This window comes from Vibrio ouci, from assembly GCF_004551525.1.
Classification (GTDB): domain Bacteria; phylum Pseudomonadota; class Gammaproteobacteria; order Enterobacterales; family Vibrionaceae; genus Vibrio; species Vibrio ouci.
Map to the genome: position 1 here is coordinate 104,134 of NZ_SATR01000020.1, position 23,248 is coordinate 127,381.

Annotated in this window: 14 protein-coding genes; 4 read left to right on the plus strand and 10 right to left on the minus strand. The window is 46.2% G+C overall.

The genetic code is table 11. The annotated features are described in order from the left end of the window. Window positions 1–10: 10 nt before the first annotated feature. The 3 genes from ELS82_RS14070 to ELS82_RS14080 all read left to right on the plus strand — a co-directional run bounded on the left by ELS82_RS14070 (window position 11) and on the right by ELS82_RS14080 (window position 5,883). A complete protein-coding gene (locus ELS82_RS14070) occupies window positions 11–1,921 on the plus strand; it encodes a beta-N-acetylhexosaminidase (RefSeq protein WP_134836031.1) in 1,911 nt (636 codons plus the stop codon). A gap of 87 nt (window positions 1,922–2,008) precedes the next feature. Then, window positions 2,009–4,417, plus strand: coding sequence for a glycoside hydrolase family 94 protein (locus ELS82_RS14075; RefSeq protein ID WP_134836032.1), 2,409 nt, complete (start codon window positions 2,009–2,011; stop codon window positions 4,415–4,417). Between the two features lie 53 nt (window positions 4,418–4,470). Then, on the plus strand, window positions 4,471–5,883 hold the full coding sequence (locus ELS82_RS14080; protein ID WP_134836033.1) for a phosphoglucomutase/phosphomannomutase family protein: 1,413 nt from the start codon (window positions 4,471–4,473) through the stop codon (window positions 5,881–5,883). A gap of 56 nt (window positions 5,884–5,939) precedes the next feature. Here ELS82_RS14080 and ELS82_RS14085 read toward each other — a convergent pair whose 3' ends face one another. From ELS82_RS14085 to hrpB, 10 genes are all read right to left on the minus strand, one after another. Beyond that, window positions 5,940–6,971 (minus strand): ABC transporter ATP-binding protein, encoded by a 1,032-nt coding sequence (locus ELS82_RS14085; RefSeq protein WP_134836034.1) that lies wholly within the window; start codon window positions 6,969–6,971, stop codon window positions 5,940–5,942. Then, window positions 6,971–8,596 carry an ABC transporter permease gene (locus ELS82_RS14090; protein ID WP_134836035.1) on the minus strand — a complete coding sequence of 542 codons (1,626 nt, stop codon included), beginning with the start codon at window positions 8,594–8,596 and terminating at the stop codon, window positions 6,971–6,973. The genes ELS82_RS14085 and ELS82_RS14090 overlap by 1 nt, the downstream gene beginning before the upstream one ends. 229 nt (window positions 8,597–8,825) lie before the next feature. Continuing rightward, window positions 8,826–9,842 carry a Fe(3+) ABC transporter substrate-binding protein gene (locus ELS82_RS14095; protein WP_134836036.1) on the minus strand — a complete coding sequence of 339 codons (1,017 nt, stop codon included), beginning with the start codon at window positions 9,840–9,842 and terminating at the stop codon, window positions 8,826–8,828. Between the two features lie 144 nt (window positions 9,843–9,986). Then, window positions 9,987–11,216 carry an ammonium transporter gene (locus ELS82_RS14100; RefSeq protein WP_134836037.1) on the minus strand — a complete coding sequence of 410 codons (1,230 nt, stop codon included), beginning with the start codon at window positions 11,214–11,216 and terminating at the stop codon, window positions 9,987–9,989. 26 nt (window positions 11,217–11,242) lie between these two features. After that, complete coding sequence (gene glnK, locus ELS82_RS14105; protein ID WP_004742633.1) at window positions 11,243–11,581, minus strand: P-II family nitrogen regulator; 339 nt, start codon at window positions 11,579–11,581, stop codon at window positions 11,243–11,245. A gap of 188 nt (window positions 11,582–11,769) precedes the next feature. After that, entirely contained in the window at window positions 11,770–12,141 is a 372-nt protein-coding gene (locus tag ELS82_RS14110; protein ID WP_134836038.1) for a YacL family protein, read from the minus strand. Window positions 12,142–12,365: 224 nt separating this feature from the next. Further along, entirely contained in the window at window positions 12,366–14,954 is a 2,589-nt protein-coding gene (acnB, locus tag ELS82_RS14115) for a bifunctional aconitate hydratase 2/2-methylisocitrate dehydratase (RefSeq protein ID WP_134836039.1), read from the minus strand. Between the two features lie 301 nt (window positions 14,955–15,255). After that, a complete protein-coding gene (locus ELS82_RS14120; protein ID WP_134836060.1) occupies window positions 15,256–17,505 on the minus strand; it encodes a patatin-like phospholipase family protein in 2,250 nt (749 codons plus the stop codon). 135 nt (window positions 17,506–17,640) lie between these two features. Next, window positions 17,641–20,016, minus strand: coding sequence for a penicillin-binding protein 1B (mrcB, locus tag ELS82_RS14125; protein WP_134836040.1), 2,376 nt, complete (start codon window positions 20,014–20,016; stop codon window positions 17,641–17,643). Beyond that, a complete protein-coding gene (gene hrpB / locus ELS82_RS14130) occupies window positions 20,013–22,466 on the minus strand; it encodes an ATP-dependent helicase HrpB (protein WP_134836041.1) in 2,454 nt (817 codons plus the stop codon). The genes mrcB and hrpB overlap by 4 nt, the downstream gene beginning before the upstream one ends. A 62-nt stretch (window positions 22,467–22,528) precedes the next feature. Between hrpB and sfsA the strand changes: the two genes are divergently transcribed. Then, complete coding sequence (gene sfsA, locus ELS82_RS14135) at window positions 22,529–23,242, plus strand: DNA/RNA nuclease SfsA (RefSeq protein WP_134836061.1); 714 nt, start codon at window positions 22,529–22,531, stop codon at window positions 23,240–23,242. Window positions 23,243–23,248 lie beyond the last annotated feature (6 nt).

The following is a 23,248-nucleotide window of genomic DNA, read 5'->3' on the forward strand; positions in this document are numbered from 1 at the left end:
GACGAGAACTATGAGCTACCGCGTTGAACTTGCAGTACTTTCCGAGCAAAAACAATTTTGCCGCTTCGGCCTGACTATTCATAACCTAAGCGACAAGGATTTAACCGACTGGCGCCTGCAATTCATCATTGATCGCTTTATTTTACCTGACAGTTTTACTCATGGTGAAGTGGTGCAAATTGGTAGCTTCTGCACCGTGCAACCTGATGTTGATTGCCTAGCCGCGAACCAGCATTACTACTGCGAATTTAGCATTAATACCGCTCCACTGCGCTTTTACACTGACGGCTTTAAGGACGCGTTGATTGTGGCTGACGGAGGCGAAAATAAATACCCTGTGACTCTAACTCCGATTGCTTTAGCCTCACCTTTCCGTGAACGCAGCGAACTCGCACAGGCTAAACCAAGTGAGTTGGCCTTAATACCAAAGCCGAATCACATCGAAGTTCAAGATGGCTATTTCTCCCTTACTCACTCAAGCCAGATCACTCTACAGGCATCGCTGGCTGAAAAAGCAGCAACTTGGTTACAACAAGAACTAACGCAATTATATGACTTCACTGCGCCAGCAATTGGTCAAAGCGACATTGTTTATCGCAACAACCCAACACTTGATGAAGGGGAATATCAATTAACGGTCAATAGCTCAGGCGCTCGACTAGAGTCAGGTTCTCGCTCAGGCTTTGTCCATGCAAGTGCAACTCTGATCCAATTAATTCAAGTCGATGAGCAACACAATCTCTCTATCCCTTATCTTAAAATCATCGACCGCCCACGTTTTAAATACCGTGGCATGATGCTGGACTGTGCTCGCCACTTCCATTCACTCGAAATGGTTAAGCGACTGATCAATCAACTTGCTCACTACAAATTCAATACCTTTCACTGGCACCTTACTGACGATGAAGGTTGGCGCATTGAAATAAAATCACTGCCAGAGCTGACATCTATCGGTGCTTACCGCGGTACTCAAACAGCACTCGAACCACAATACAGTCATTTAGCAGATGTGTACGGTGGCTATTACAGCCAAGAAGAGATCAAAGAAGTGATCGCCTATGCGGAAGAGCGAGGCATTAACGTCATCCCAGAGATCGATATTCCTGGCCACTGCCGCGCGGCAATCAAATCATTACCTGATTTGCTCGCAGATCCAGAAGATCGCTCTCAATACCGCAGTATTCAGCACTACAACGACAATGTGCTCTCACCAGCACTACCAGGTACTTACCTGTTCTTAGATAAAGTATTGGAAGAAGTAGCTGAATTATTCCCTTCCACTTGGGTTCATATCGGCGCAGATGAAGTGCCTGATGGGGTTTGGCTAGAAAGCCCGGCCTGCCAAGCCTTGATGAAGCAAGAAGGCTACCAAAGTGCTAAAGAGCTGCAGGGACACCTCCTTCGCTACGCAGAGAAAAAACTTCGCTCACTTGGCAAGCGCATGGTTGGCTGGGAAGAAGCACAACATGGCGACAAGGTCAGCAAAGATACTGTGATTTATTCATGGCTTAGCGAAGAAGCGGCGCTTAACTGTGCAAAACAAGGCTTCGATGTGATCTTGCAGCCAGGTCAGTCAACGTATCTAGATATGACTCAAGACTATAGTCCGGAAGAGCCTGGGGTCGATTGGGCTGCTGTGATTCCGTTAGAAAATGCATATCGCTATGAACCACTGGCTCAGGTCCCTGAACATGACCCAATTCGTAAACGTATTTTAGGCATTCAATGTGCCTTATGGAGTGAGATTGTCACGACCCAATCTCGCATGGATTACATGATTTTCCCAAGATTGACCGCCATGGCAGAAGCCTGTTGGACCGAAAAGCCAGCGCGGGATTGGGAAGATTATCTATCACGGTTGAAGAGTCATTTAGCTCTACTTGATAAACAAGAGATTGAATACCGCCAACCTTGGAAATAACAACTGAGCGAATGGTGTCCATTCGCAGTTTTCACTAGCTTAAAGTTTTGGCTACCCCACTGGTAGCTTGGTAAAAAGGAAATTAACATGAAATACGGCTATTTCGATAACGACAATCGCGAATACGTCATTACTCGCCCTGACGTCCCTGCGCCATGGACTAACTACTTAGGCACAGAAAAGTTCTGTACCGTTATCTCACACAACGCTGGAGGTTACTCTTTCTACAACTCTCCAGAGTATAACCGTGTTACTAAGTTCCGTCCGAACGCAACGTTTGACCGCCCTGGACACTATGTCTACCTACGTGATGATGAGACTGGTGATTACTGGTCAATCTCTTGGCAGCCAGTTGCAAAGAGTTTAGACGAGGCAAGCTACGAAGTTCGTCACGGTCTTTCTTACTCAAAGTTCAAATGTGACTACAGCGGTATCTCAGCAACGAAAACACTGTTCGTGCCTAAAGGTGAAGACGCAGAAGTATGGGATGTCGTGATTAAAAACACGTCCGACAAACCACGTACAATCAGTGCGTTCTCATTTGTTGAGTTCTCATTTAGCCACATTCAATCTGATAACCAAAACCATCAGATGTCTCTTTACTCTGCAGGTACTGAGTACCGTGAAGGCGTGATCGAATACGACCTTTACTACAACACCAATGACTTTGAAGGTTTCTACTATCTAGCTTCAACATTTAACCCAGACTCATACGACGGCCAACGTGATAGCTTCTTAGGTCTATACCGCGATGAAGCAAATCCAATTGCAGTAGAGCAAGGTAAGTGTTCAAACACAGCGCAAACTTGTTACAACCATTGTGGTTCATTACACAAGCAGTTCACTATCCAGCCGGGTGAAGAAGTACGTTTTGCTTACATTCTCGGTATCGGTAAAGGCAACGGTGAGCGCCTACGCGAGAAGTACCAAGATCTTGCGAATGTTGATGCTGCATTTGCTGGCATTAAGCAGCACTGGAACGAACGTTGTGAGAAATTCCAAGTGAAGTCTCCAAACGAAGGTCTAGACACTATGATCAATGCTTGGACACTCTACCAAGCAGAAACCTGTGTTGTATGGTCTCGTTTTGCTTCATTTATCGAAGTTGGTGGACGTACAGGCCTTGGCTACCGTGATACTGCGCAAGATGCGATTTCTGTTCCACATGCCAACCCTGCAATGACGCGTAAGCGTATCGTTGACCTACTACGCGGTCAGGTGAAAGCGGGTTACGGTCTGCACCTATTTGATCCAGACTGGTTCGATCCAGAGAAAGCGGATGTGGCGCCATCAAAATCTCCAACCGTTGTTCCTACACCATCTGATGATGACAAAATCCACGGTATTGAAGACACCTGTTCTGATGACCACCTATGGCTAGTTCCAACTATCTGTAAGTACGTAATGGAAACCGGTGAGCACAGCTTCTTTGATGAAGTGATTCCATACGCAGACGGCGGCGATGCCTCTGTCTATGAACATATGAAAGCAGCGCTAGATTTCTCTGCTGAGTACGTAGGCCAAACAGGTATCTGTAAAGGTCTTCGCGCAGACTGGAATGACTGTCTAAACCTAGGTGGTGGTGAATCATCAATGGTTTCATTCCTACATTTCTGGGCTCTACAAGAGTTTATCGACCTAGCCAAGTTCCTTGGTAAAGATGAAGATGTCGCTAAATACACTGAAATGGCAGCGAACGTTCGTGAAGCATGTGAAAGTCATCTTTGGGATGACGAAGGTGGCTGGTACATCCGTGGTCTAACTAAAGATGGCGATAAGATCGGTACTGCGCAGCAAGCTGAAGGTCGTGTACACCTAGAGTCAAATACCCTAGCAGTTCTCTCTGGCGCGGTTTCTCAAGAACGTGGCGAGAAAGCGATGGATGCGGTAGATGAGAACCTATTCTCTGAATACGGCCTGCATCTAAACTCACCTTCATTCGCAACGCCAAACGATGACATCGGCTTCGTAACTCGCGTATACCAAGGCGTGAAAGAGAACGGCGCTATCTTCTCTCACCCTAACCCATGGGCATGGGTTGCTGAGGCGAAGCTTGGTCGTGGTGACCGTGCAATGAAGTTCTACGATGCACTTAACCCATACAACCAAAATGACATCATCGAAAAACGTATCGCAGAACCATACTCATACGTTCAGTTCATCATGGGTCGCGATCACCAAGACCATGGTCGTGCAAACCACCCTTGGCTAACGGGTACATCTGGCTGGGCATACTTCGCGGTAACCAACTTTATCCTTGGTGTACGTACAGGCTTCGATGGTCTGACGATTGACCCATGTATCCCAACGGATTGGCCTGGTTTCGAGGTAACTCGTCAATGGCTAGGTGCGACTTACAACATCAAAGTTGAAAACCCAAGTTCAGTGAGCAAAGGCGTTAAATCAATCACAGTTAACGGTGAGCTTATCACTGGTAATGCTGTTCCAGTTCAAGCTGATGGCAGCGTCAATGACGTTGTTGTTGTACTAGGTTAATTGTCAGCAGAGCCTCTTCACAGAGGCTCTTTGTTTACTTAAAGGATTAAACCATGATTAAGTTCGGAACAGGTGGCTGGCGCGCATTTATCGGCGAAGAGTTTACCAAAGACAATGTCCAACTCGTCGCCCAAGCTCTGGCCAACATCATTAACAACGAACAAGTGGCAGACAAAGGTTTCGTGGTCGGTTATGACCGCCGCTTTTTATCTGACAAAGCAGGCCGCTGGTTTACAGAAGTACTCGCAGCAAACGCCATCAAAGTCAGCTTTATTGATAAGTTTGTCCCAACTCCTATCGTGATGTTCAAAGCCAAAGAGATGGGCTGTGCCTACTCTGCCTGTATTACCGCTTCTCACAACCCGGCCGACTACAACGGTATTAAGGTGTTTATTGAAGGCGGACGTGATGCGGATGAAATCATCACTGAAAAGATCGAAACTCAAATCGCTCAACTAACACTAGCTAAAGTAAAGTCAGTCGAATTTGAACAAGCGGTTGAAGATAAACTGGTTGAAGTGATTAACCCAATGAACGAGTTTGTTGACTCGATCATTAACTTCATTGATATCGAATCCATCAAAAAGGCTAACCTACGCGTACTGATCGACCCTATGTTTGGTGTGGCGAAAAACGCGCTACAGACAGTATTGATCAATGGTCGCTGTGATGTTGACGTAATCAATGATGGTAAAAACCCGGACTTTGGCGGCTTAATGCCATCACCAAGCGCAGCAACCCTATACCGCTTAAAACATCTTGTTGCGGCTGAAGGCTACGATATTGGTATTGGTACTGATGGCGATGCTGACCGTTTAGGTATCATCGATGAAAAAGGTAACTTTATTCACCCGAATGAAGTGCTGATGTTACTTTACTACTACCTACTGGAATACAAAGGCTGGAAAGGCTCTGTGGTACGTAATATTGCCACTACGCATATTCTCGACAAGATCGCTGCAGATCATGGCGAGAAATCTTTCGAGGTTCCAGTGGGCTTTAAGCACATTAGCTCACAGATGGAAGCCGATGATTCACTGATTGGTGGTGAGAGTTCTGGTGGTCTAACGATTCGCGGCCATATCAAAGGTAAAGATGGGGTGTTTGCTTCAAGCCTACTGGTAGAGATGCTATCCGTTACTGGCAAAAAACTGTCTGAGCTGCTTGATGAGATCTACGGTAAATATGGCTATGCCTATACTGCAGAGGGTGATTGCACCTTTAAGCCTGCCCAGAAAGAGACGCTGTACAACCGTATCTATGTTGAAAAACAGTTACCTGAGTTTGAGTTTGAGATCGACAAGGTTAGCTATGACGACGGTGCCAAAGTGTACTTCAAGAATGGCGGCTGGGTGATCGCTCGCTTCTCTGGTACTGAGCCTCTGCTGCGTATCTTTGCTGAAATGGCTGATAAAGAGACGGCAGAGAAAGTCGTTCAGCAAGTGAAAGACTTTTTGCAGCTATAACCGTCACTCGACTTAGCACTAAAAAGCCCGGCACTGATACCGGGCTTTTTTATGTTTTAAAAGGCCAGAACCCCTTGGGTTTCGACCTTGACTGACACTTGCTGGCCAATCGTTAATGGCTCTGCTGAGCTTGCTAATAGACGACTACCGCTTGCATCAATCACGTAGCGGCAATGATCGCCCATAAACTGCTGCTCAAGCACGGTCACAGCACTCTCTTCTGCAGCACTAATTTGCACATGTTGCGGACGCAGTAATAACTCACACTGGTCGCCAATCTGAATATGCTGCTGCGCTGTCGCCTCCACTAAGCCAAGCTCAGTTTCAAATTCAGACTCTGATGAACGAGTCGCGCTTAAGTAGCTACCACCGCCTAAGAAATCAGCAACAAACTTACTTGATGGCTGGTAGTAAAGCTCACTTGCCGTGCCATATTGCTCGATAACACCGTGGTTCATTACCGCCATTTTATCGGCAAACGCAAACGCCTCTTCACGGCTGTGAGTAACGAAAATAGCCGTCACACCCTGCTTCTTGAAGATCTTACGGATCTCGCCAATCAACTCATGACGCACTTGGGTATCAATGTTGGAAAACGGTTCATCAAGCAGCAGTAGATCTGGCTTATACGCCAGTGAACGTGCAATCGCGACACGTTGCTGTTGACCGCCAGAAAGCTGATGAGGGTAGCGCTCTGAGTAACCGGACAGGTGCACTAGCTCCAGCATCTCGGCAACTTTGGCGTTTTTATCAGCCGCAGAAACATCACGTAGGCCGAAGGCGACGTTTTCCGCCACAGTCAGATGAGGGAACAGCGCATAATCTTGAAAGATCATACCGATATTACGTTGTTCCGGCGGTAACCAGTTCGCTCCATCATCGATCATCATGCAGTTCAAGCTCATAGTACCTGAGCTTAATGGCAATAAACCTGCGATGGCTTTAAGTAAGGTTGTCTTACCACAACCACTCGCACCAAGAAGACAAACAATCTCACCTTGAACCACTTCGAGTGACAAAGATTCTAAAACCGTTGTCTGCTCGTCGTATTTACACGTTAAGTTATTAATGGATAGTGCACAGCTCATTAGTGGGAATGCTCCAAAGAACGGTTAACAATGACTAACGGAACTAAACCAACCAGAACAAGCAACACCGCTGGCATCGCCGCCAGCTCCAAGTGCTCATCAGAGGCAAAGTTATAAACGTACGTAGCCAAGGTTTCAAAGTTAAAAGGTCTTAGCAATAATGCCGCATTAAGCTCTTTCATTGATTCGATAAAGACAAGTAAGCCAGCAATCAAAGCTCCACGGCGAACCAATGGAAAATGGATGCGCCATAGCATGGAATTAGCGTTACAGCCCATCGTGCGCGAAGCCATATCAAGCGAAGGAGAGACTTTGCTCAAGCTACTTTCAATACTACCAATCGCTACCGCAGAAAAGCGCACTACCATAGCGAAAATCAGTGCGAACATTGAGCCAGAGAAAATTAGCCCCGGTCTGTCCCAATCCATCCACTTGGCAATATCATTCACCAAATGATCCATAAACAGAACTGGCACCATGACACCAATCGCTAGGACCGTTCCTGGAACAGCATAGCCCATCGATGAAATACGCATAAATGCCAAACTTCTGCGGCCCGGATTTACTCGCTGGCAGAAGTTCACGATTAGCGCAACGAAGACACCAATAATCGCCGCAGTAAACGAAACATATAAACTATTCAGTGCGTACTCACGAAACTCTGCAGTCCAACTTTGGGCAAAATACTTGTACGCATAGATAACGAGCTGGCCAAGCGGGAAGATAAAGGCGATACATACTAGCCCCCAGCACCAAGAAACCGCTAACCACTTTCTCCACCCTACCAGCACATAACGAAAATCTTCACGGCTGCTGAATTGATTTTGGAATAGTTTCTGCTTGCGGCGACTGTACCTCTCAGAGCTAAGCAACAAGATAACCACCACCAGCATAATCGCAGAGATCTTGGCTGCAGCGGTCAGGCTGGAATATCCAAGCCAGGTATCATAAACGGCGGTAGTTAGCGTATTAACCGCAAAGTAACTGACCGTACCAAAGTCACCAATGGTCTCCATCGCAACCAGAGAAAGGCCAACAGCAATAGAAGGGCGAACTAAAGGTAATGAGATACGACGAAAGCTTTCCCAAGGAGAGCATTTCAGTAAGCGAGCAGACTGCAGTAACGAAACGTTTTGCTCCATAAACGCAGCGCGACATAGTAAATAGACGTACGGGTACAACACTAACGACAGAACGATGATAGCGCCGCTAATGGTACGAATATCTGGGAACCAATACTCACCAGGGCCCCATCCCGTCAAATCACGCAATAGAATTTGAATCGGCCCTGCAAAATCAAACCAGTCAGTAAAAATATAACCGACGATATAGCCAGGCATCGCGAGAGGAAGCACCAGTGCCCATTGCAGTACTTTTTCGCCCGGAATGCGGCACATCGCCATAATCCAAGCGGAAGGAATACCGAGAACAAGAGAAAGTGCCATAGTGCCTAACACCAGCACAACTGTATTGTAGGCATAGGTGGGCATCACTGTAGACATCAAATGAGTGAAGAGCTCATTTGTTTCGCCAACAGCGGTGGTGAATATTGCTAAGATCGGCAAAACCAGCAGCACAGCTAATACTCCGCTACTGGTTTTCCATAAGTAATTCTTTTCTTTCATCGCCTAATTACAACGAGGCAGTATGAAATATAAATGCGTTTGCAAATACATCTCATATCCCTTTGATAGTCTAGGGGTATTTATACCGATATACGTAAGTGACTTCAAGGTACACTGTGCATTAGCGTGCAATGGAAGTGTTTCAGTATAAAACAAACAACCCCAAGTGCCTTAAAATTAGACAGCTTGAGGTTGTACTCTTAATAGGTCAAAGACCCACTTAAGACTATTATAGGTCGAATTTAACTTCGTCTAGAAGTTTAATTGCCGCTTCGTGGTGATCAGCAATTGCATCTAGAGAGATAGTGTCTGCCTTGAATTCACCCCAAGAAGCAACAAGCTCTGAAGGTTTAACGTCAGCTTTCACTGGGTATTCGTAGTTAACTTCAGCGTACATGCTCTGAGCTGTGTTACCTGCTAGGAATTCCATTAGCTTAACTGCGTTCTCTTTGTTAGGAGAGTACTTAGCCATCGCCATACCAGAGATGTTTACGTGAGTACCCGTTGTCTCTTGGTTAGGGAAGTTGATGTATACCGCATCAGCCCAAGCTTTCTGCTCTTTATCGTTAACCATCTTACCTAGGTAGTAGCTGTTACCAAGAGAAACGTCACATAGACCTTCTTTGATTGCTTTAACCTGTGCACGGTCGTTACCTTGAGGTTTACGAGCTAGGTTTGCTTTAACGCCTTCTAGCCACTGTTTAGTTTCCGCTTCGCCTTTGTGAGCGATCATCGCAGAAACTAAAGATACGTTGTATGGGTGCTTACCGCTACGAGTACAGATCTTACCTTTGAACTCAGGCTTAGCTAGATCTGCGTATGTAAAGTCTTCACCTAGACGACCAACACGGTCACGTGAAGAGTAAACGCTACGAGTACGAGTTGTTAGAGCGAACCATTCATTGTCAGTGTCTTGGTACTGTGCAGGAATGTTTTTCTCAAGAACGTTGCTTTCTACCGCTTGAACAAGATCTTTCTTAGTTAGCTCAGATAGACGGCTGATATCAACAGTTAGAATAACGTCAGCTGGGCTGTATTCGCCTTCTTGAGCTAGCTTCTCTGCTAGACCTTTTTTTGCAAACTTAACGTTTACTTTAATACCCGTTTCTTTAGTGAACTCGTTGAACATAGGCTCAACTAGGAAAGGTTGACGGTAAGAGTATACGTTCACTTCTTCTGCAGCGATTGCCGCTGTTGGTGCAATTGTCGCACAGGCTAATGCAGAAAGAGTTAGCAGTTTTTTCATTGGTTCAGTCCTTTAACATCGTAATGATAACGTTTATCAGTTGCGTTATTATATTCATCAAAATTTAGAAAACAATGACTAGGAACAAAAAAACCTGCTCATTTGAGCAGGTTTTTGCCTTAGGAATATGTAACTAGTTGTAAATTATTTAACCGTTACAAACTCTGGATAAGCGCCAACACCACAGTCATGCATATCCATACCTTCCAGCTCTTCGTCTTCAGAAACTCGAATCCCAACCGTCGCCTTAAGGATAGCCCACACGACTAAACTCGCGCCAAATACCCATGCAAAAATCACTGCCGCACCAAGTAGCTGTGCGCCAAATGTTGCATCTGCATTGCTTAGCGGCACAACCATTAGGCCAAAGAAACCACACACACCGTGAACTGAAATCGCACCCACTGGATCATCAATCTTAATCTTATCTAAGCCAATGATGCTAAATACCACTAGTGCACCCGCAACTGAACCAATGGCAACAGCATATAGCGGTGAAGGTGAGAGCGGATCAGCCGTGATAGCGACAAGACCTGCTAACGCACCGTTTAGAATCATTGTTAGATCAGCTTTACCCCAAGTTGTCTTACATACTAGAAGTGCTGCAATTGCGCCCGCTGCCGCTGCTGCATTTGTGTTGAGGAAGATTTGACCTACTGCTGTTGCGTTCTCAAAATCAGAAACCATTAGCTGAGAACCGCCGTTGAAACCAAACCAACCGAACCAAAGGATGAATGTACCTAATGTTGCTAGAGGCATGTTCGAACCAGGAATTGGGTAGATTTCACCGTTCTTACCATATTTACCTTTACGAGCACCGAGCAATAGTACGCCTGCTAGCGCTGCAGCTGCACCTGCCATGTGCACGATACCTGAGCCAGCAAAATCACTGAAACCCGCTTGTGATAGGAAACCACCGCCCCAAGTCCAGTAACCTTCCATTGGGTAGATAAACGCCGTTAGAACAGCAGAGAAGATTAGGAATGACCAAAGCTTCATACGTTCAGCTACTGCGCCAGATACCACTGACATCGCTGTTGCAACGAATACCACTTGGAAGAAGAAGTCAGATTCAAGCGAGTGGTCTGCGCCCTCACCTTGAGTACCGATAAGTGCGCCAAACGATGGTAGCCAACTGCTATCGCCATTATCGACATACATGATGTTGTAGCCCACAATCAGGTACATGGTACAAGCAATCGCGTATAGGCAGATGTTTTTCGTTAAGATCTCGGTTGTATTTTTTGAGCGAACTAGGCCTGCTTCTAACATTGCAAAACCCGCTGCCATCCACATTACTAACGCACCTGAAATGAGGAAGAAAAAAGTGTCTAGTGCGTAACGTAACTCAGTTACTGTTGTTGATAATTCCATCTTATTGTCTCCAGTCCTTTGAATTCTTATAGCGCTTCAGCGTCCATTTCACCGGTACGAATACGTACTGCTTGGCTAAGGTCATAAACGAAGATTTTGCCGTCGCCAATTTTCCCGGTATGCGCAGCTTTAGATACCGCTTCAATCACTCGATCAACATTCTCAGCTTGAGTGGCAATCTCTAGTTTTACTTTTGGTAAGAAGTCCACTTGATACTCAGCACCACGGTAAAGCTCTGTATGGCCTTTCTGACGGCCAAAACCTTTTACCTCTGAGACCGTCATACCCTCGATCCCTACATCAGCCAAAGCTTCTCTAACATCGTCTAATTTGAACGGTTTAATAATCGCATTAATAAGTTTCATCGCATCCTCTCTACAAACTGTCATCCTTTTGTCTTATACAATCCAAGGTGCGTGCCAAGTTTCTATCTTATTGATTTAAATAAAGAACACCTTTATAGGGCAACATTAAAACAAAAAGGGCGCACCATATCGGTGCGCCCTTTTCACAACATTAAAGCAACATAGCTAACGTTCACCAATTAAGTGCACTACTTAGTCGTTAAGAACGTTTTCCACTGCTCAATAAGATCTTCAAAGTCGTCAATGCCGCAGCTTGCGGTACTTTCACTGTCGTAAAAATCAAACTCACTGCCTGCATCCATCTCTTGGCCGTGGCCCAGCACATTCTCTTGCACAATAATCTCGTCACCTTGAGCATTGAGTGAGATCTCAGCTCCGACAAGCGTGTGTTCAAGTTGAGGTGCTTGGCGAACTTGCTCAAGCAGATTTTCTACGTGCTCGATTTTTTGCCAATCCTTGCCAATTTCTTCTTGTAGCCAGCGACCTACAATCTCGTGTCCCATGCTCGATTTAACATAGTATTCGCCCATTAATGTGTTTCTAATAAACTCGAATTCCATAGGCTCGCCCTGCTCAAATAATTTGCCGCGCAGTATATAGAGTTCAATTCGAAAGCACAAAAAAAGCGCCTACCTAAGTAGACGCTCTATTAATGTTATCCCTTTAAATATTTGGAGTTGCAGCTAGGCGACAAGTACGTTCAGCCCTATGAGCATAGAGGCTCTATGTGATTAGGGTGAACGTACGCAGTCAACAACGCTGCGATTACAAATATGACAAGGGATTATGCTGGCTCTTGGAAAATAACCGTATCCGCTTTCTCTGTATACTGACCCATCTTATGGAAGTTCAGGTAACGGTAAGTATCAGCAGCCGTTGCATCAATCTTCTGAGCGTACTCTAGGTACTCTTCTTTAGTCGGGATACGACCTAGAATCGCACCTACTGCAGAAAGTTCAGCAGACGCTAGATAAACGTTGGCACCTGTACCTAGACGGTTCGGGAAGTTACGCGTTGATGTAGACATCACTGTTGCTTTGTCTGCTACGCGTGCTTGGTTACCCATACATAGAGAACAACCCGGAGTTTCGATACGAACCCCTGCACGGCCAAAGATACCGTAGTAACCTTCTTCCGTTAGCTGGTCTTTATCCATCTTAGTTGGTGGCGCAACCCATAGGCGAGTGCTCAGAGAACCATTGAACTCTTCTAGCATCTTACCCGCTGCACGGAAGTGACCGATGTTGGTCATACAAGAACCGATGAACACTTCTTGAATCTCTGTGCCTTGAACGTCAGAAAGAAGACGAGCATCATCTGGATCGTTTGGCGCACAAAGGATTGGCTGATCGATATCAGCAAGGTCAATCTCGATAACGTGAGCGTATTCAGCATCAGAATCGGCAGACAGCAACTCAGGGTTTGCTAGCCACTCTTCCATTGCCGTAATACGACGCTCGATAGTACGAACATCACCGTAGCCTTCAGCGATCATCCACTTAAGCATAACGATGTTTGAGTTCAGGTACTCTTCGATAGACTCTTGAGACAGCTTAACGGTACAACCTGCCGCTGAACGCTCAGCAGAAGCATCAGAAAGTTCGAACGCTTGCTCAACAGATAAGTGCTCAACACCTTCGATTTCTAGTACTCGACCAGAGAATTCGTTGATCTTACCTGCCTTCTCTACTGTTAGTAGACCTTGCTTGATGCCGTATAGAGGAATCGCATGTACTAGGTCACGTAGCGTGATACCAGGCTGCATTTCACCTTTAAAGCGAACCAAGATTGATTCTGGCATATCAAGCGGCATAACACCTGTCGCGGCAGCAAATGCCACCAGACCAGAACCAGCAGGGAACGAAATACCTAGTGGGAAACGAGTATGCGAGTCACCACCTGTACCTACTGTATCAGGCAGAAGCATACGGTTTAGCCATGAGTGAATAACACCATCGCCCGGACGCAGTGAAACACCGCCACGGTTCATGATGAAATCAGGTAGTGTGTGGTGAGTATTTACGTCTACTGGCTTAGGATATGCAGATGTGTGACAGAAAGACTGCATTACAAGGTCTGCTGAGAAGCCTAGACATGCAAGGTCTTTTAGCTCATCACGCGTCATAGGACCCGTTGTATCCTGAGAACCAACGGTTGTCATCTTAGGCTCACAGTATTGACCTGCGCGAACACCTTCAACACCACATGCTTTACCAACCATCTTCTGAGCAAGTGTGTAGCCCTTATCTGAAGCTGATGGATCAACTGGCTTAGCAAATTGATCCGTTTCTTCTAGACCTAGAGATGTACGAGCGCGGCTCGTTAGACCACGACCGATGATCAGTGGGATACGACCACCAGCACGGACTTCATCAAGCAGAACTTTGCTCAATTCAAAGCTTGAGATCTCTGCGTTATCTTTACGTACAACACCTTCGTATGGGTAGATATCAATCACATCGCCCATGTTCATGTCTTGTACATTCAGTTCGATTGGTAGCGCACCTGAATCTTCCATTGTGTTGTAGAAGATTGGCGCGATCTTGCCACCTAGACACACACCACCAGTACGTTTGTTTGGTACGTATGGGATATCTTCACCCATAAACCAAAGTACAGAGTTTGTCGCAGATTTACGTGAAGAACCTGTACCAACTACATCACCTACGTAAGCAAGTGGGATACCGTCTTTTTGCAATTCTTCAATCTGTTTGATAGGACCAACATTACCCGCATCATCAGGGTTAATGCCATCACGCTCCATCTTCAGCATCGCTTTAGCGTGCACTGGGATATCAGGGCGAGACCAAGCATCTGGTGCTGGAGATAGGTCATCAGTGTTCGTTTCACCAGTGACTTTAAATACTTTTACAGTGATCTTTTCTGCAACTTTTTCTTTCGCAGTAAACCACTCAGCATCAGCCCAAGATTGTAGGACTTGTTGTGCGTAGCTATTGCCTGCTTTCGCTTTCTCTTCTACGTCGTAGAAAGCATCAAACATAAGTAGCGTATGAGATAACGCTTTTACAGAAATAGGCGCAAGTAGTTCATCATCTAAGAACTCAACAAGCGGTGCAATGTTGTAACCACCTTGCATAGTACCTAGCAATTCAGCTGCTTTTTCACGGCTCACAAGCGGTGATTCCACTTCACCTTTTGCAACTGCCGTCAAGAAACCTGCTTTTACGTATGCAGCTTCATCAACACCAGGTGGGATTCGATTCTCTAGTAGGTCAAGAATAAATGCTTCTTCACCTTGAGGGGGATTTTTAAGAAGTTCAACTAGGCCAGCAACTTGCTCAGCATCTAGTGGTTTAGGAACAACTCCTTCGGCAGCACGCTCTGCGACGTGTTTACGGTAGGCTTCAAGCACGACTTTTTTCCTCTCATTGCGGTTCCTCCCTCTTATTACTATTTATTCAAAGAATAAGGGAGTGAACATCCTTGGAAACTTGGCTCTCCTTGCCATATTTTTCATTCAATGCTGACTGAGAAACAGTGCCAGAGAGGCCAAACTGTGGGCGGTAGGATAGCAAATTTAACCTTAAATTAAAATCTCATCATTTTGACCAACATAGCAACTTAAGACTAAAGTTCTATGATTTTCGTTACTAACTCAATGCAATATCCCACTCAGTGAGAATGGGATATTACTAATCGACATACCTTTGTGACTATTTAAAGGTCGTGCCTATGATCAAATAGACCGAGTCATAGTTTTGCTCTGTTCGGCCATAACCAAACATAATTGGGCCAATCGGTGAGTCGACCCCAGCGAACACAGAGCCTGCTACGTACAAAGGTGCGTTATGCAAATCGACATCCTGACTGGACCAGACGCCACCATACTCTAAGGAGGTACCAACATAAAAAGGTGAGGTAAACAAACCGAAATCATTATCAAACCAGCGATAACGATAGATCAAACTACCAAACGCCTTGTTCTCACCAATTAAGCTATTACGTGGTATACCAGATAAATTCAAAAAGCCACCAATCTCTTTTGGATCAATCGGCACTGACGAGTTCTTACTCATCACAAACCCGAGCTCTGCATTTGCGACCAAAGTATGGCGAGAAAAGGTGTGCGCTGCGATTAACTTAGCGCCAAATTCGTATGAAGTGTCCTCTTCTCTCTGCTCATCAACCAGCTTAGTTTCACCAATGCTCTTATCGTGTGACACCATGTAATCCAGATCTAAGTAGACCCCTTTGGTCGGCAAACTGTAGTTATCTAAGGTATCGATTCGGTAGCTCGCAAAGGCGCCTAAACGGGTAAAGGCAACATCACCGTAGAGTGGCAAGGTCGACAACTGCCCTTCACCATCCACATAACGAGCACCAATCATAAAGCGGCGCCACAAAGTATCTTGGTAACCTATCGCCCATTCAGCGGCCCACTCATGGTAAGAAACTGGCAGATAGTTTTCAGTCGCCTCAAGAGAGGTATCTTCAAACCCCGTTACTGGCGCATTTCGTTTCTCGTTGTTGTAAGAAAGGCCCAGTGTGGTAAAGCTCTTCTGCGTGGAGAGGAACGGCGAATAGAACTCAAATTCGATCCGTTTATCGGTACCGATTTCAAAGTTCGTTCTCAGCTCTGCGCCATGTTCATTGAGGTTAGTAAAGTTAGCTGAAGTACCCAGTGAATATTGGCTATCGGTAGAAAAATCATCTTCCAAGAAAAAACGGAAATTAACGTAATTCGGGCCCCATGATTTTTCATTAACGTCGAAGATTAAGCTATCTTGCCCATCAACCTCATCATAGCGATAGGTCACCAATTCAAAACGGTCTAAGGCATAAAGAGCCTGGACACTATCTTCCACTTGAGCAATTTTGTACTGCTCTCCCTCCTCTAAACCTAGGCGCTTCTCCAGTAGGTCATCAGAATAGTGGGTATGGTTATTTATCACGATGTTTTCTACCGTAATATTATCGCCATAACGTAGCGTGCGTCGCGCGTCTTGCTTCTGCTCAACATACTCTTGGTAGTCAGCAGTAGACAAACTCAGCTTGCTCAATTCATCCTTGAACGACATCGCTTCTTGATAGCCCTTATCGAACGCTTCTGGCATTCGGTCAAACTCCGTGGTTTCCATCTTGCCCACTTTAGGACGAAGGAAGTAGTCATCCTCAGTTAACGTCTCAGCCTGATGGTTGGTTGTGCTGCGGACTAGATAATTAGAAAGCTGATCAGCAACACTGAATAGGTTAGTGAAGTCCTCTTCACTCTTATATTCGGTACTGATATCAACGGCAATCACGATGTCTGCGCCGAGCTCACGCGCAACATCAACCGGCATATTGTTGGTCACGCCACCGTCGACTAACAACTTGCCATCTAACTTATACGGAGGCAAAGCGCCTGGTACCGACATACTCGCCATCATCGCATCGACAAGATAACCATCACCAATAACCACTGGCTCTAAGTTAACAATATCGGTCGCCACAGAGCGGTAAGGGATCGCGAGTTGATCAAACGACTGGAAAGGAGGAAGGTTGCCCGCAGTTTCACGCAACAGCTTAAGCATGCCCTGTCCTTGAACTATGCCCTTAGTACCGCGAATTTCTCCCCAACGTAAGCCGAGATCGGTCGTTAGCTGATACCTATCTTCGTACTCTTTGTCTTGCACTTTGCGTTGACTGCGATCGACGCGATCTCGATAGCCGCTATTCCAATCTACGGTATCAATATAGGCTTCGATCTCTTCGGCGCTCATCCCTGTCGCATACAGGCCACCGACAAACGAACCCATACTGGTACCAGTAATGTAATCAACAGGAACTCTGAGCTCTTCAAGCGCTTTTAGCACGCCAATGTGTGCTGCACCTTTCGCTCCACCACCAGCCAGTACTAAAGCAACTTTTGGTCTTGGCGCTTCTTTATCTGTCGATTGCGCCATCACACCAAATGTCATCATGCTGAATATGCTTATGATGAGATAAGTCATCTTTCTCACAGTACGAGTTCCTTTCTAAGTTCGTTCTTACGTTTATACTGGGTGCGTAAAATGGCGTAAAGGCCTAATTCTTATAATTATTCATCAAATTGATCGCTACCAGCTAAATAGCTTTTTGATCCACTGCTTCGGTTGGTTGTCACACTGGCTTTTAAACGTTCCTTGGGCATCCCAAATTGGTAACTTAAACTCGTTACTGCAATCCAGAGCTAGGTTTCCTTGTGCGGTTTTTGCAAAGCCATAAGTTGAAATCTCTTGTGGCCAAGGTAGTGCAAGCTTTTGTGGAATACGATGCTTTAGGTACTCAGCGTAGACACGCAGCGCACCACTCGAACCCGTTAGCTTGGTCGACTTATTATCATCACGCCCAAGCCAAATAGTGGTCACCTCACGGCCATCTACACCGACAAACCAACTATCTTTGGTGTCATTACTGGTACCGGTTTTGCCCGCTAACGCCGCCCAAGCAAATTGACTGTTGAGGTAGCGCCCGGTGCCTTCTAGCACGCCGCGCTTCATCGCATAAGTGGTTAGCCATGCTGCTTGTTGGTCAACGGTTTGAGAAACTCGTGGTAGCGACTGGAATAGTACATTGCCATCCAGATCAATCACTGAACGCAGCGCCGACAACCTTGCTTGTTTGCCAGAGTTGGTCAGTGTTTGGTACATCTGCGCAACTTGGAATGGCGTCAGAGTAAATGAACCTAAGAACATTGATGGCACAGGGCGGATTTCACTTTTATCCACGCCAAGCTTCTCTAAGGTTTTCACTACGCTTGGTATACCGACCTGCATGCCTAACTCAACCGTTGGTACGTTGAGTGATTTTGCCAATGCCGTATAGAGTGGCACGTCACCACGGAACTTGCGGTCATAGTTTCTAGGCGACCAAACATTGCCTTTGCTGCCCTTTAAGCTAATCGGCTTATCATGCAAGGTCGTGGCTAAGTTATATTTCGCCGGCTGCTCTAACGCGGCAAGATAAACAGCTGGTTTCGCTAACGAGCCGATTTGGCGGCTGGCATTTAGCGCGCGGTTAAAGCCATCATAACCGGTACGTTTACCACCAACCATAGCGCGAATTTCGCCCGTATGACGGTCAACCGCTACCGCTGCACCTTCCAATGACTTACCTGCAACACTGGCTAGTTGAGGGATCTTGCGTGCGATCGCTTGCTCTAGTTTTTGCTGTGAAACCGGGTCAAGTGAGGTGAATACTCGTAGGCCGACATCCGACTGAAACACTTCGCCGACTTTTTCTTTCAGCTCAATCTTGAGCTGTTGGAAATAAGCAGGCTGTCTGCTGGCAATACGTGGATTATCTTGAATATCCAATGGTCGACTCGCCGCCATATCAAATTGATTCGCGGTTAAGATGTCTTGCTGCATCATCAGGCGCAAAACTAAATCACGACGCTTTTTGGCACGTTCAGGAAAACGAATCGGGTTGTAATAAGATGGGCCTTTCACCATACCCACCAGCAAAGCCAATTGATCGATGCGCAGCTCTTGAATCGGCTGACCGAAGTAAAGGCGTGAGGCTAGCCCAAAACCATGCACCGCTTCACCACCGCTTTGTCCTAGATAGACTTCGTTTAGGTACGCTTCTAAGATGCGATCTTTGCTGTAACGGTAGTCGAGAATCAGTGCGATATAGGCTTCACGCACTTTTCGCCACAAGGTTCGATCACTGGACAGGAAGATGTTTTTTGCTAACTGCTGAGTCAATGTACTGCCGCCTTGAACCGTGCGGCCCGCTTTGACGTTGGCAACTAAAGCACGAGCAATCGCCAACGGTGACACACCATCATGCTGATAAAAATCGCGGTCTTCTGTGACCAGCAATGCATCAACCATCACTTCTGGGAATTGGTCACGGCGTAAGAACAGACGTTGTTGATCGTTATTCTTTTCTAACATCCCCAACATTTTTGGTTCAATACGCAAGTAACCCATATCCCCTTTTTGCTCTAGAGACTGAATACGGGTTAGGCTGTTAGCATCGAAATGCAGCATCACATGGCGATCAGGCTCAGGGCCATCGCTAAACTCAAACGGTCGACGAATCAGCTCAATTTTGGTTGATGATGAAGAGTATTCGCCTGGGTAGCGTGGCTGGCGCACTTTACGGTAGTTCAGCACATCCAACTCGTTACGCACTTCTTGAATAGTAATCGCATCACCGGGCGCGAGATTCAAGATCCGCGCATACACTACTGTAGGCAAATCAAACAACTGCCCCTCAAAGCGCTGTTTGACCACGCTATCAAGGTAAATACCAACGAACAGCAACACAGCAAACACAACGACACCAAGCTTCCAGCCGATGCCCCATAGCATTTTCAGCCAATGGCGATTACCTGAATTTTTCGTTTTACGCTTGGTCGGTTTACGACTCGATTTACGAGCTGGCTTGTTGGCGGTTTTGGTTGTTTTGCTTTTTGCGCTCGCCGTAGTGTTCTTCTTGGTCATGAATTTAACTGTCGTTTGGTTTTAGTTGTCGCCACATGTGTTGCTGGATTATCCGGCCAAACATGTTTTGGATAGCGCCCTTTCATCTCTTTTTGTACTTCTTTGTAAGCGCCCGCCCAAAAACTTGCTAGGTCTTGAGTTACCTGTAACGGCCTTTGAGCCGGAGAGAGTAACTCCAATACCAGTCGTTTTCTTCCTTGAGCGATTTCTGGTGACGCTTGTTCACCAAATACTTCTTGCATACGCACCGATAATACGGGCTCATGCCCTTGTTGGTAACGGATTTTCTTTTTGCTTCCAGTCGGCACTTGATAATGAGTTGGCAACCATTGCTCAATATCTTGGTTCAATGGCCAGCCTAAATAGGCTAATAGCGCCGCTTCAAGATCGACTTTTGCCAATGCTTTGACTGAGTTAATACCATTCAAGTAAGGCGCTAACCACGCATCTAAATTGGCCAGGAAACTGGCTTCATCAAGCTCTGGCCATGACTGCTCTGGTAACCATTCCTGTCCGCAGCGCAGTCGCTCTAATAACTCTTGGCTCGCTGGGGTCCAATTTAATACCGATAGCCCCTTACGCTGAATAAAAGTAAGTAAAGCTTCGGTCATTTTTTCGCTAGACGGCTCTGGCAGCGCTTTGCTGTCGATAACAAGCCTACCTAATTTTGTCTGTCGCTCTGCAACCAAACGCCCCTTCTTCTCATCCCAATCAACGCTATCAATAGCAATAAATAAATCGGGGCACTGCGATTGCAACTGAACAATATCTAACTCAAGCGCAGAGTAGATCATCGATGAATCAGACTGACTGCGCATCAGATCGATAGCAACTAAATACTCACTGGCCGCCAGACGTTCGGTGTCTTGCAGCTGCGCACCGTGACCATTGGCGAGAATAAATCGGCCCAATTGATTACGCCGCGCCTGCGCAACTCGGTCCGGAAACGCCATCGCCAACAAACAAGCAACCTGAGATTCATTAATCTGTGAGAGCTCAAAGCGATGCTTCATCTTAGCCGCTAGCGTTTTGGCTCGTTGAGTCACTAGCTTTTGCTTACTGTGTTTAGCAGATTTTAAGCGGTGAACGCTATGCATAAAGTCGAGCGTGTTTCGCTCAGGCTCTTCGAGTAAAGCGCTAATCGCCAGCGCAGTATTCAATTCCCCACCCGCATTGGCTAGCATCGCACTGGTTCTTGGCTCTAATCCAAGCTCCCCCGCTAATACGCCCGCTTCAGTGAGCTGGCCTTTACTATCGATGAGGCCAAGTTGCAGCAATAGCGACTTGGCCTGATTAACCGCCGCTGCTGGAGGAGTGTCTAACCAGCACAAGTCATCTGGGTTTTGTGCGCCCCATTGTGCTAGCTCTAGCACTAAATTTGATAAATCACTATGAACAATTTCAGCTTGAGGGACATAAGGTTGCTGATTAAGTTGACCTTCGCTGTAGAGACGAACACAAATCCCAGCTTCGATACGCCCCGCTCGCCCTGCGCGCTGCTCAGCAGAAGATTGAGCAATTCGTACTTGCTCTAAGCGCGTAACACCACTTTTTAGATCAAACTTAGCGACACGCTCTAAGCCTGAATCGACCACTAAGCGGATACCTTCAATCGTTAATGACGTTTCAGCAATGTTGGTTGCCAACACCACCTTACGTTGCCCATCTGTTGCTGGTTGAATTGCCGCTTGCTGCTGAGCAAAATCCAATTGTCCGTACAAAGGACACACTTGAATATCAGCAGGAAGAGTTTGCAATCTATCCTCAACCCGTTTGATGGCTGCCACTCCGGGTAAAAACGCCAACAAGGACCCATTTTCGCTATTCATCAGGCTCGTGATCTGTTTCGCCATCAGATCTTCTAAGCGCTCATTGGCTTTGGCATTGATATAACGATACTCCACCGGATAACTGCGCCCGTGCGACTCAATAAATACCGCCTCAGGAAGCAACTTAGCTAGCGCATGCTGATCAAGTGTCGCCGACATCACCACCAATTTAAGATCGTCACGCAGCGCCTCTTGAATCTCTAAACAAAAAGCTAACGCGGTATCGGCGTGAATGCTGCGCTCATGGAACTCATCAAAGATAACCAAATCAACACCTGACAGTTCAGGATCTGATTGGATCATGCGAGTCAGAACCCCTTCGGTCACCACTTCAAGCTGAGTACGCGCACTGGTTTTGTTCTCCCCACGGACACGATAGCCAATACGCTCACCGACATTCTCACCCAGTTGGCTAGCAAGATAACGGGCAATGTTTCTCGCCGCTAAACGCCTTGGTTCAAGCATGATGATTTTGCCATCAACTACGTTTTCCAGTAGCAATTGCAAAGGAAAGTAGGTCGATTTACCTGCACCAGGAGCCGCTTTTAAAATCAGTTGAGAGCTTTCGCGTACACCAGAGAGTAGTTCTGGCATCACGCCTTGAATAGGCAATTGTGACAATGGGGAAACCTTATGGTGTAATGATGGCAACTATTGTACATAAAAACAGTAACCAGTCCCAAATGAAGTTCGAACCAGCATTAGAGCAAGCAACACTGATCAAGCGCTACAAGCGTTTTCTGACTGACATTATTTTGCCAGATGGCAGCGAGCGTACTATCCATTGTGCCAACACGGGTGCGATGACAGGTTGCGCGACTCAAGGTAATAAAGTGTGGTATTCCACCTCTGAGAACCCAAAAAGAAAGTACCCAAATAGCTGGGAACTGACTGAAACTGCCTTAGGTCACCGCATCTGCATTAATACCGCCAGAGCAAACCAATTGGCCGTTGAAGCTATCGAGTCTGGTGTCATTAAAGAGCTACAAGGATACGACCTACTTCAAACTGAAGTGAAGTATGGCAAAGAAAATAGCCGGATTGATATCTTGCTCAATTCAGAAAATGCACCAAAATGCTATATAGAGGTCAAAAGCGTCACCTTATTGGATGAGGAAAAACCGGGGCAAGGGTATTTCCCAGATGCCGTCACAACACGCGGTCAGAAACATCTGAGAGAACTCACAGAAATGGCGCAAAGTGGAAGCAGAGCGGTACTTTTGTTTACTGTTTTACATTCAGGTATTGAAAAAGTTTCTCCTGCAACCCATATAGACGCCAAATATTCACAATTACTTAAATACGCACAAGAGCAAGGAGTGGAAGTACTGTGCTACAAAGCACAACTTTCCAACAGTGAGATAAAATTAGTCGAAGCGCTTAATTTCAGTCATTAACGGCTA

Excerpts from the sequence above, each read along its gene's own strand:
- ELS82_RS14070 (WP_134836031.1), top strand. The coding sequence starts at position 11 with ATGAGCTACCGCGTTGAACTTGCAGTACTTTCCGAGCAAAAACAATTT.
- ELS82_RS14075 (WP_134836032.1), top strand. The coding sequence starts at position 2,009 with ATGAAATACGGCTATTTCGATAACGACAATCGCGAATACGTCATTACT.
- ELS82_RS14080 (WP_134836033.1), top strand. The coding sequence starts at position 4,471 with ATGATTAAGTTCGGAACAGGTGGCTGGCGCGCATTTATCGGCGAAGAG.
- ELS82_RS14085 (WP_134836034.1), bottom strand. The coding sequence starts at position 6,971 with ATGAGCTGTGCACTATCCATTAATAACTTAACGTGTAAATACGACGAG.
- ELS82_RS14090 (WP_134836035.1), bottom strand. The coding sequence starts at position 8,596 with ATGAAAGAAAAGAATTACTTATGGAAAACCAGTAGCGGAGTATTAGCT.
- ELS82_RS14095 (WP_134836036.1), bottom strand. The coding sequence starts at position 9,842 with ATGAAAAAACTGCTAACTCTTTCTGCATTAGCCTGTGCGACAATTGCA.
- ELS82_RS14100 (WP_134836037.1), bottom strand. The coding sequence starts at position 11,216 with ATGGAATTATCAACAACAGTAACTGAGTTACGTTACGCACTAGACACT.
- glnK (WP_004742633.1), bottom strand. The coding sequence starts at position 11,581 with ATGAAACTTATTAATGCGATTATTAAACCGTTCAAATTAGACGATGTT.
- ELS82_RS14110 (WP_134836038.1), bottom strand. The coding sequence starts at position 12,141 with ATGGAATTCGAGTTTATTAGAAACACATTAATGGGCGAATACTATGTT.
- ELS82_RS14120 (WP_134836060.1), bottom strand. The coding sequence starts at position 17,505 with ATGATGACATTTGGTGTGATGGCGCAATCGACAGATAAAGAAGCGCCA.
- mrcB (WP_134836040.1), bottom strand. The coding sequence starts at position 20,016 with ATGACCAAGAAGAACACTACGGCGAGCGCAAAAAGCAAAACAACCAAA.
- sfsA (WP_134836061.1), top strand. The coding sequence starts at position 22,529 with ATGAAGTTCGAACCAGCATTAGAGCAAGCAACACTGATCAAGCGCTAC.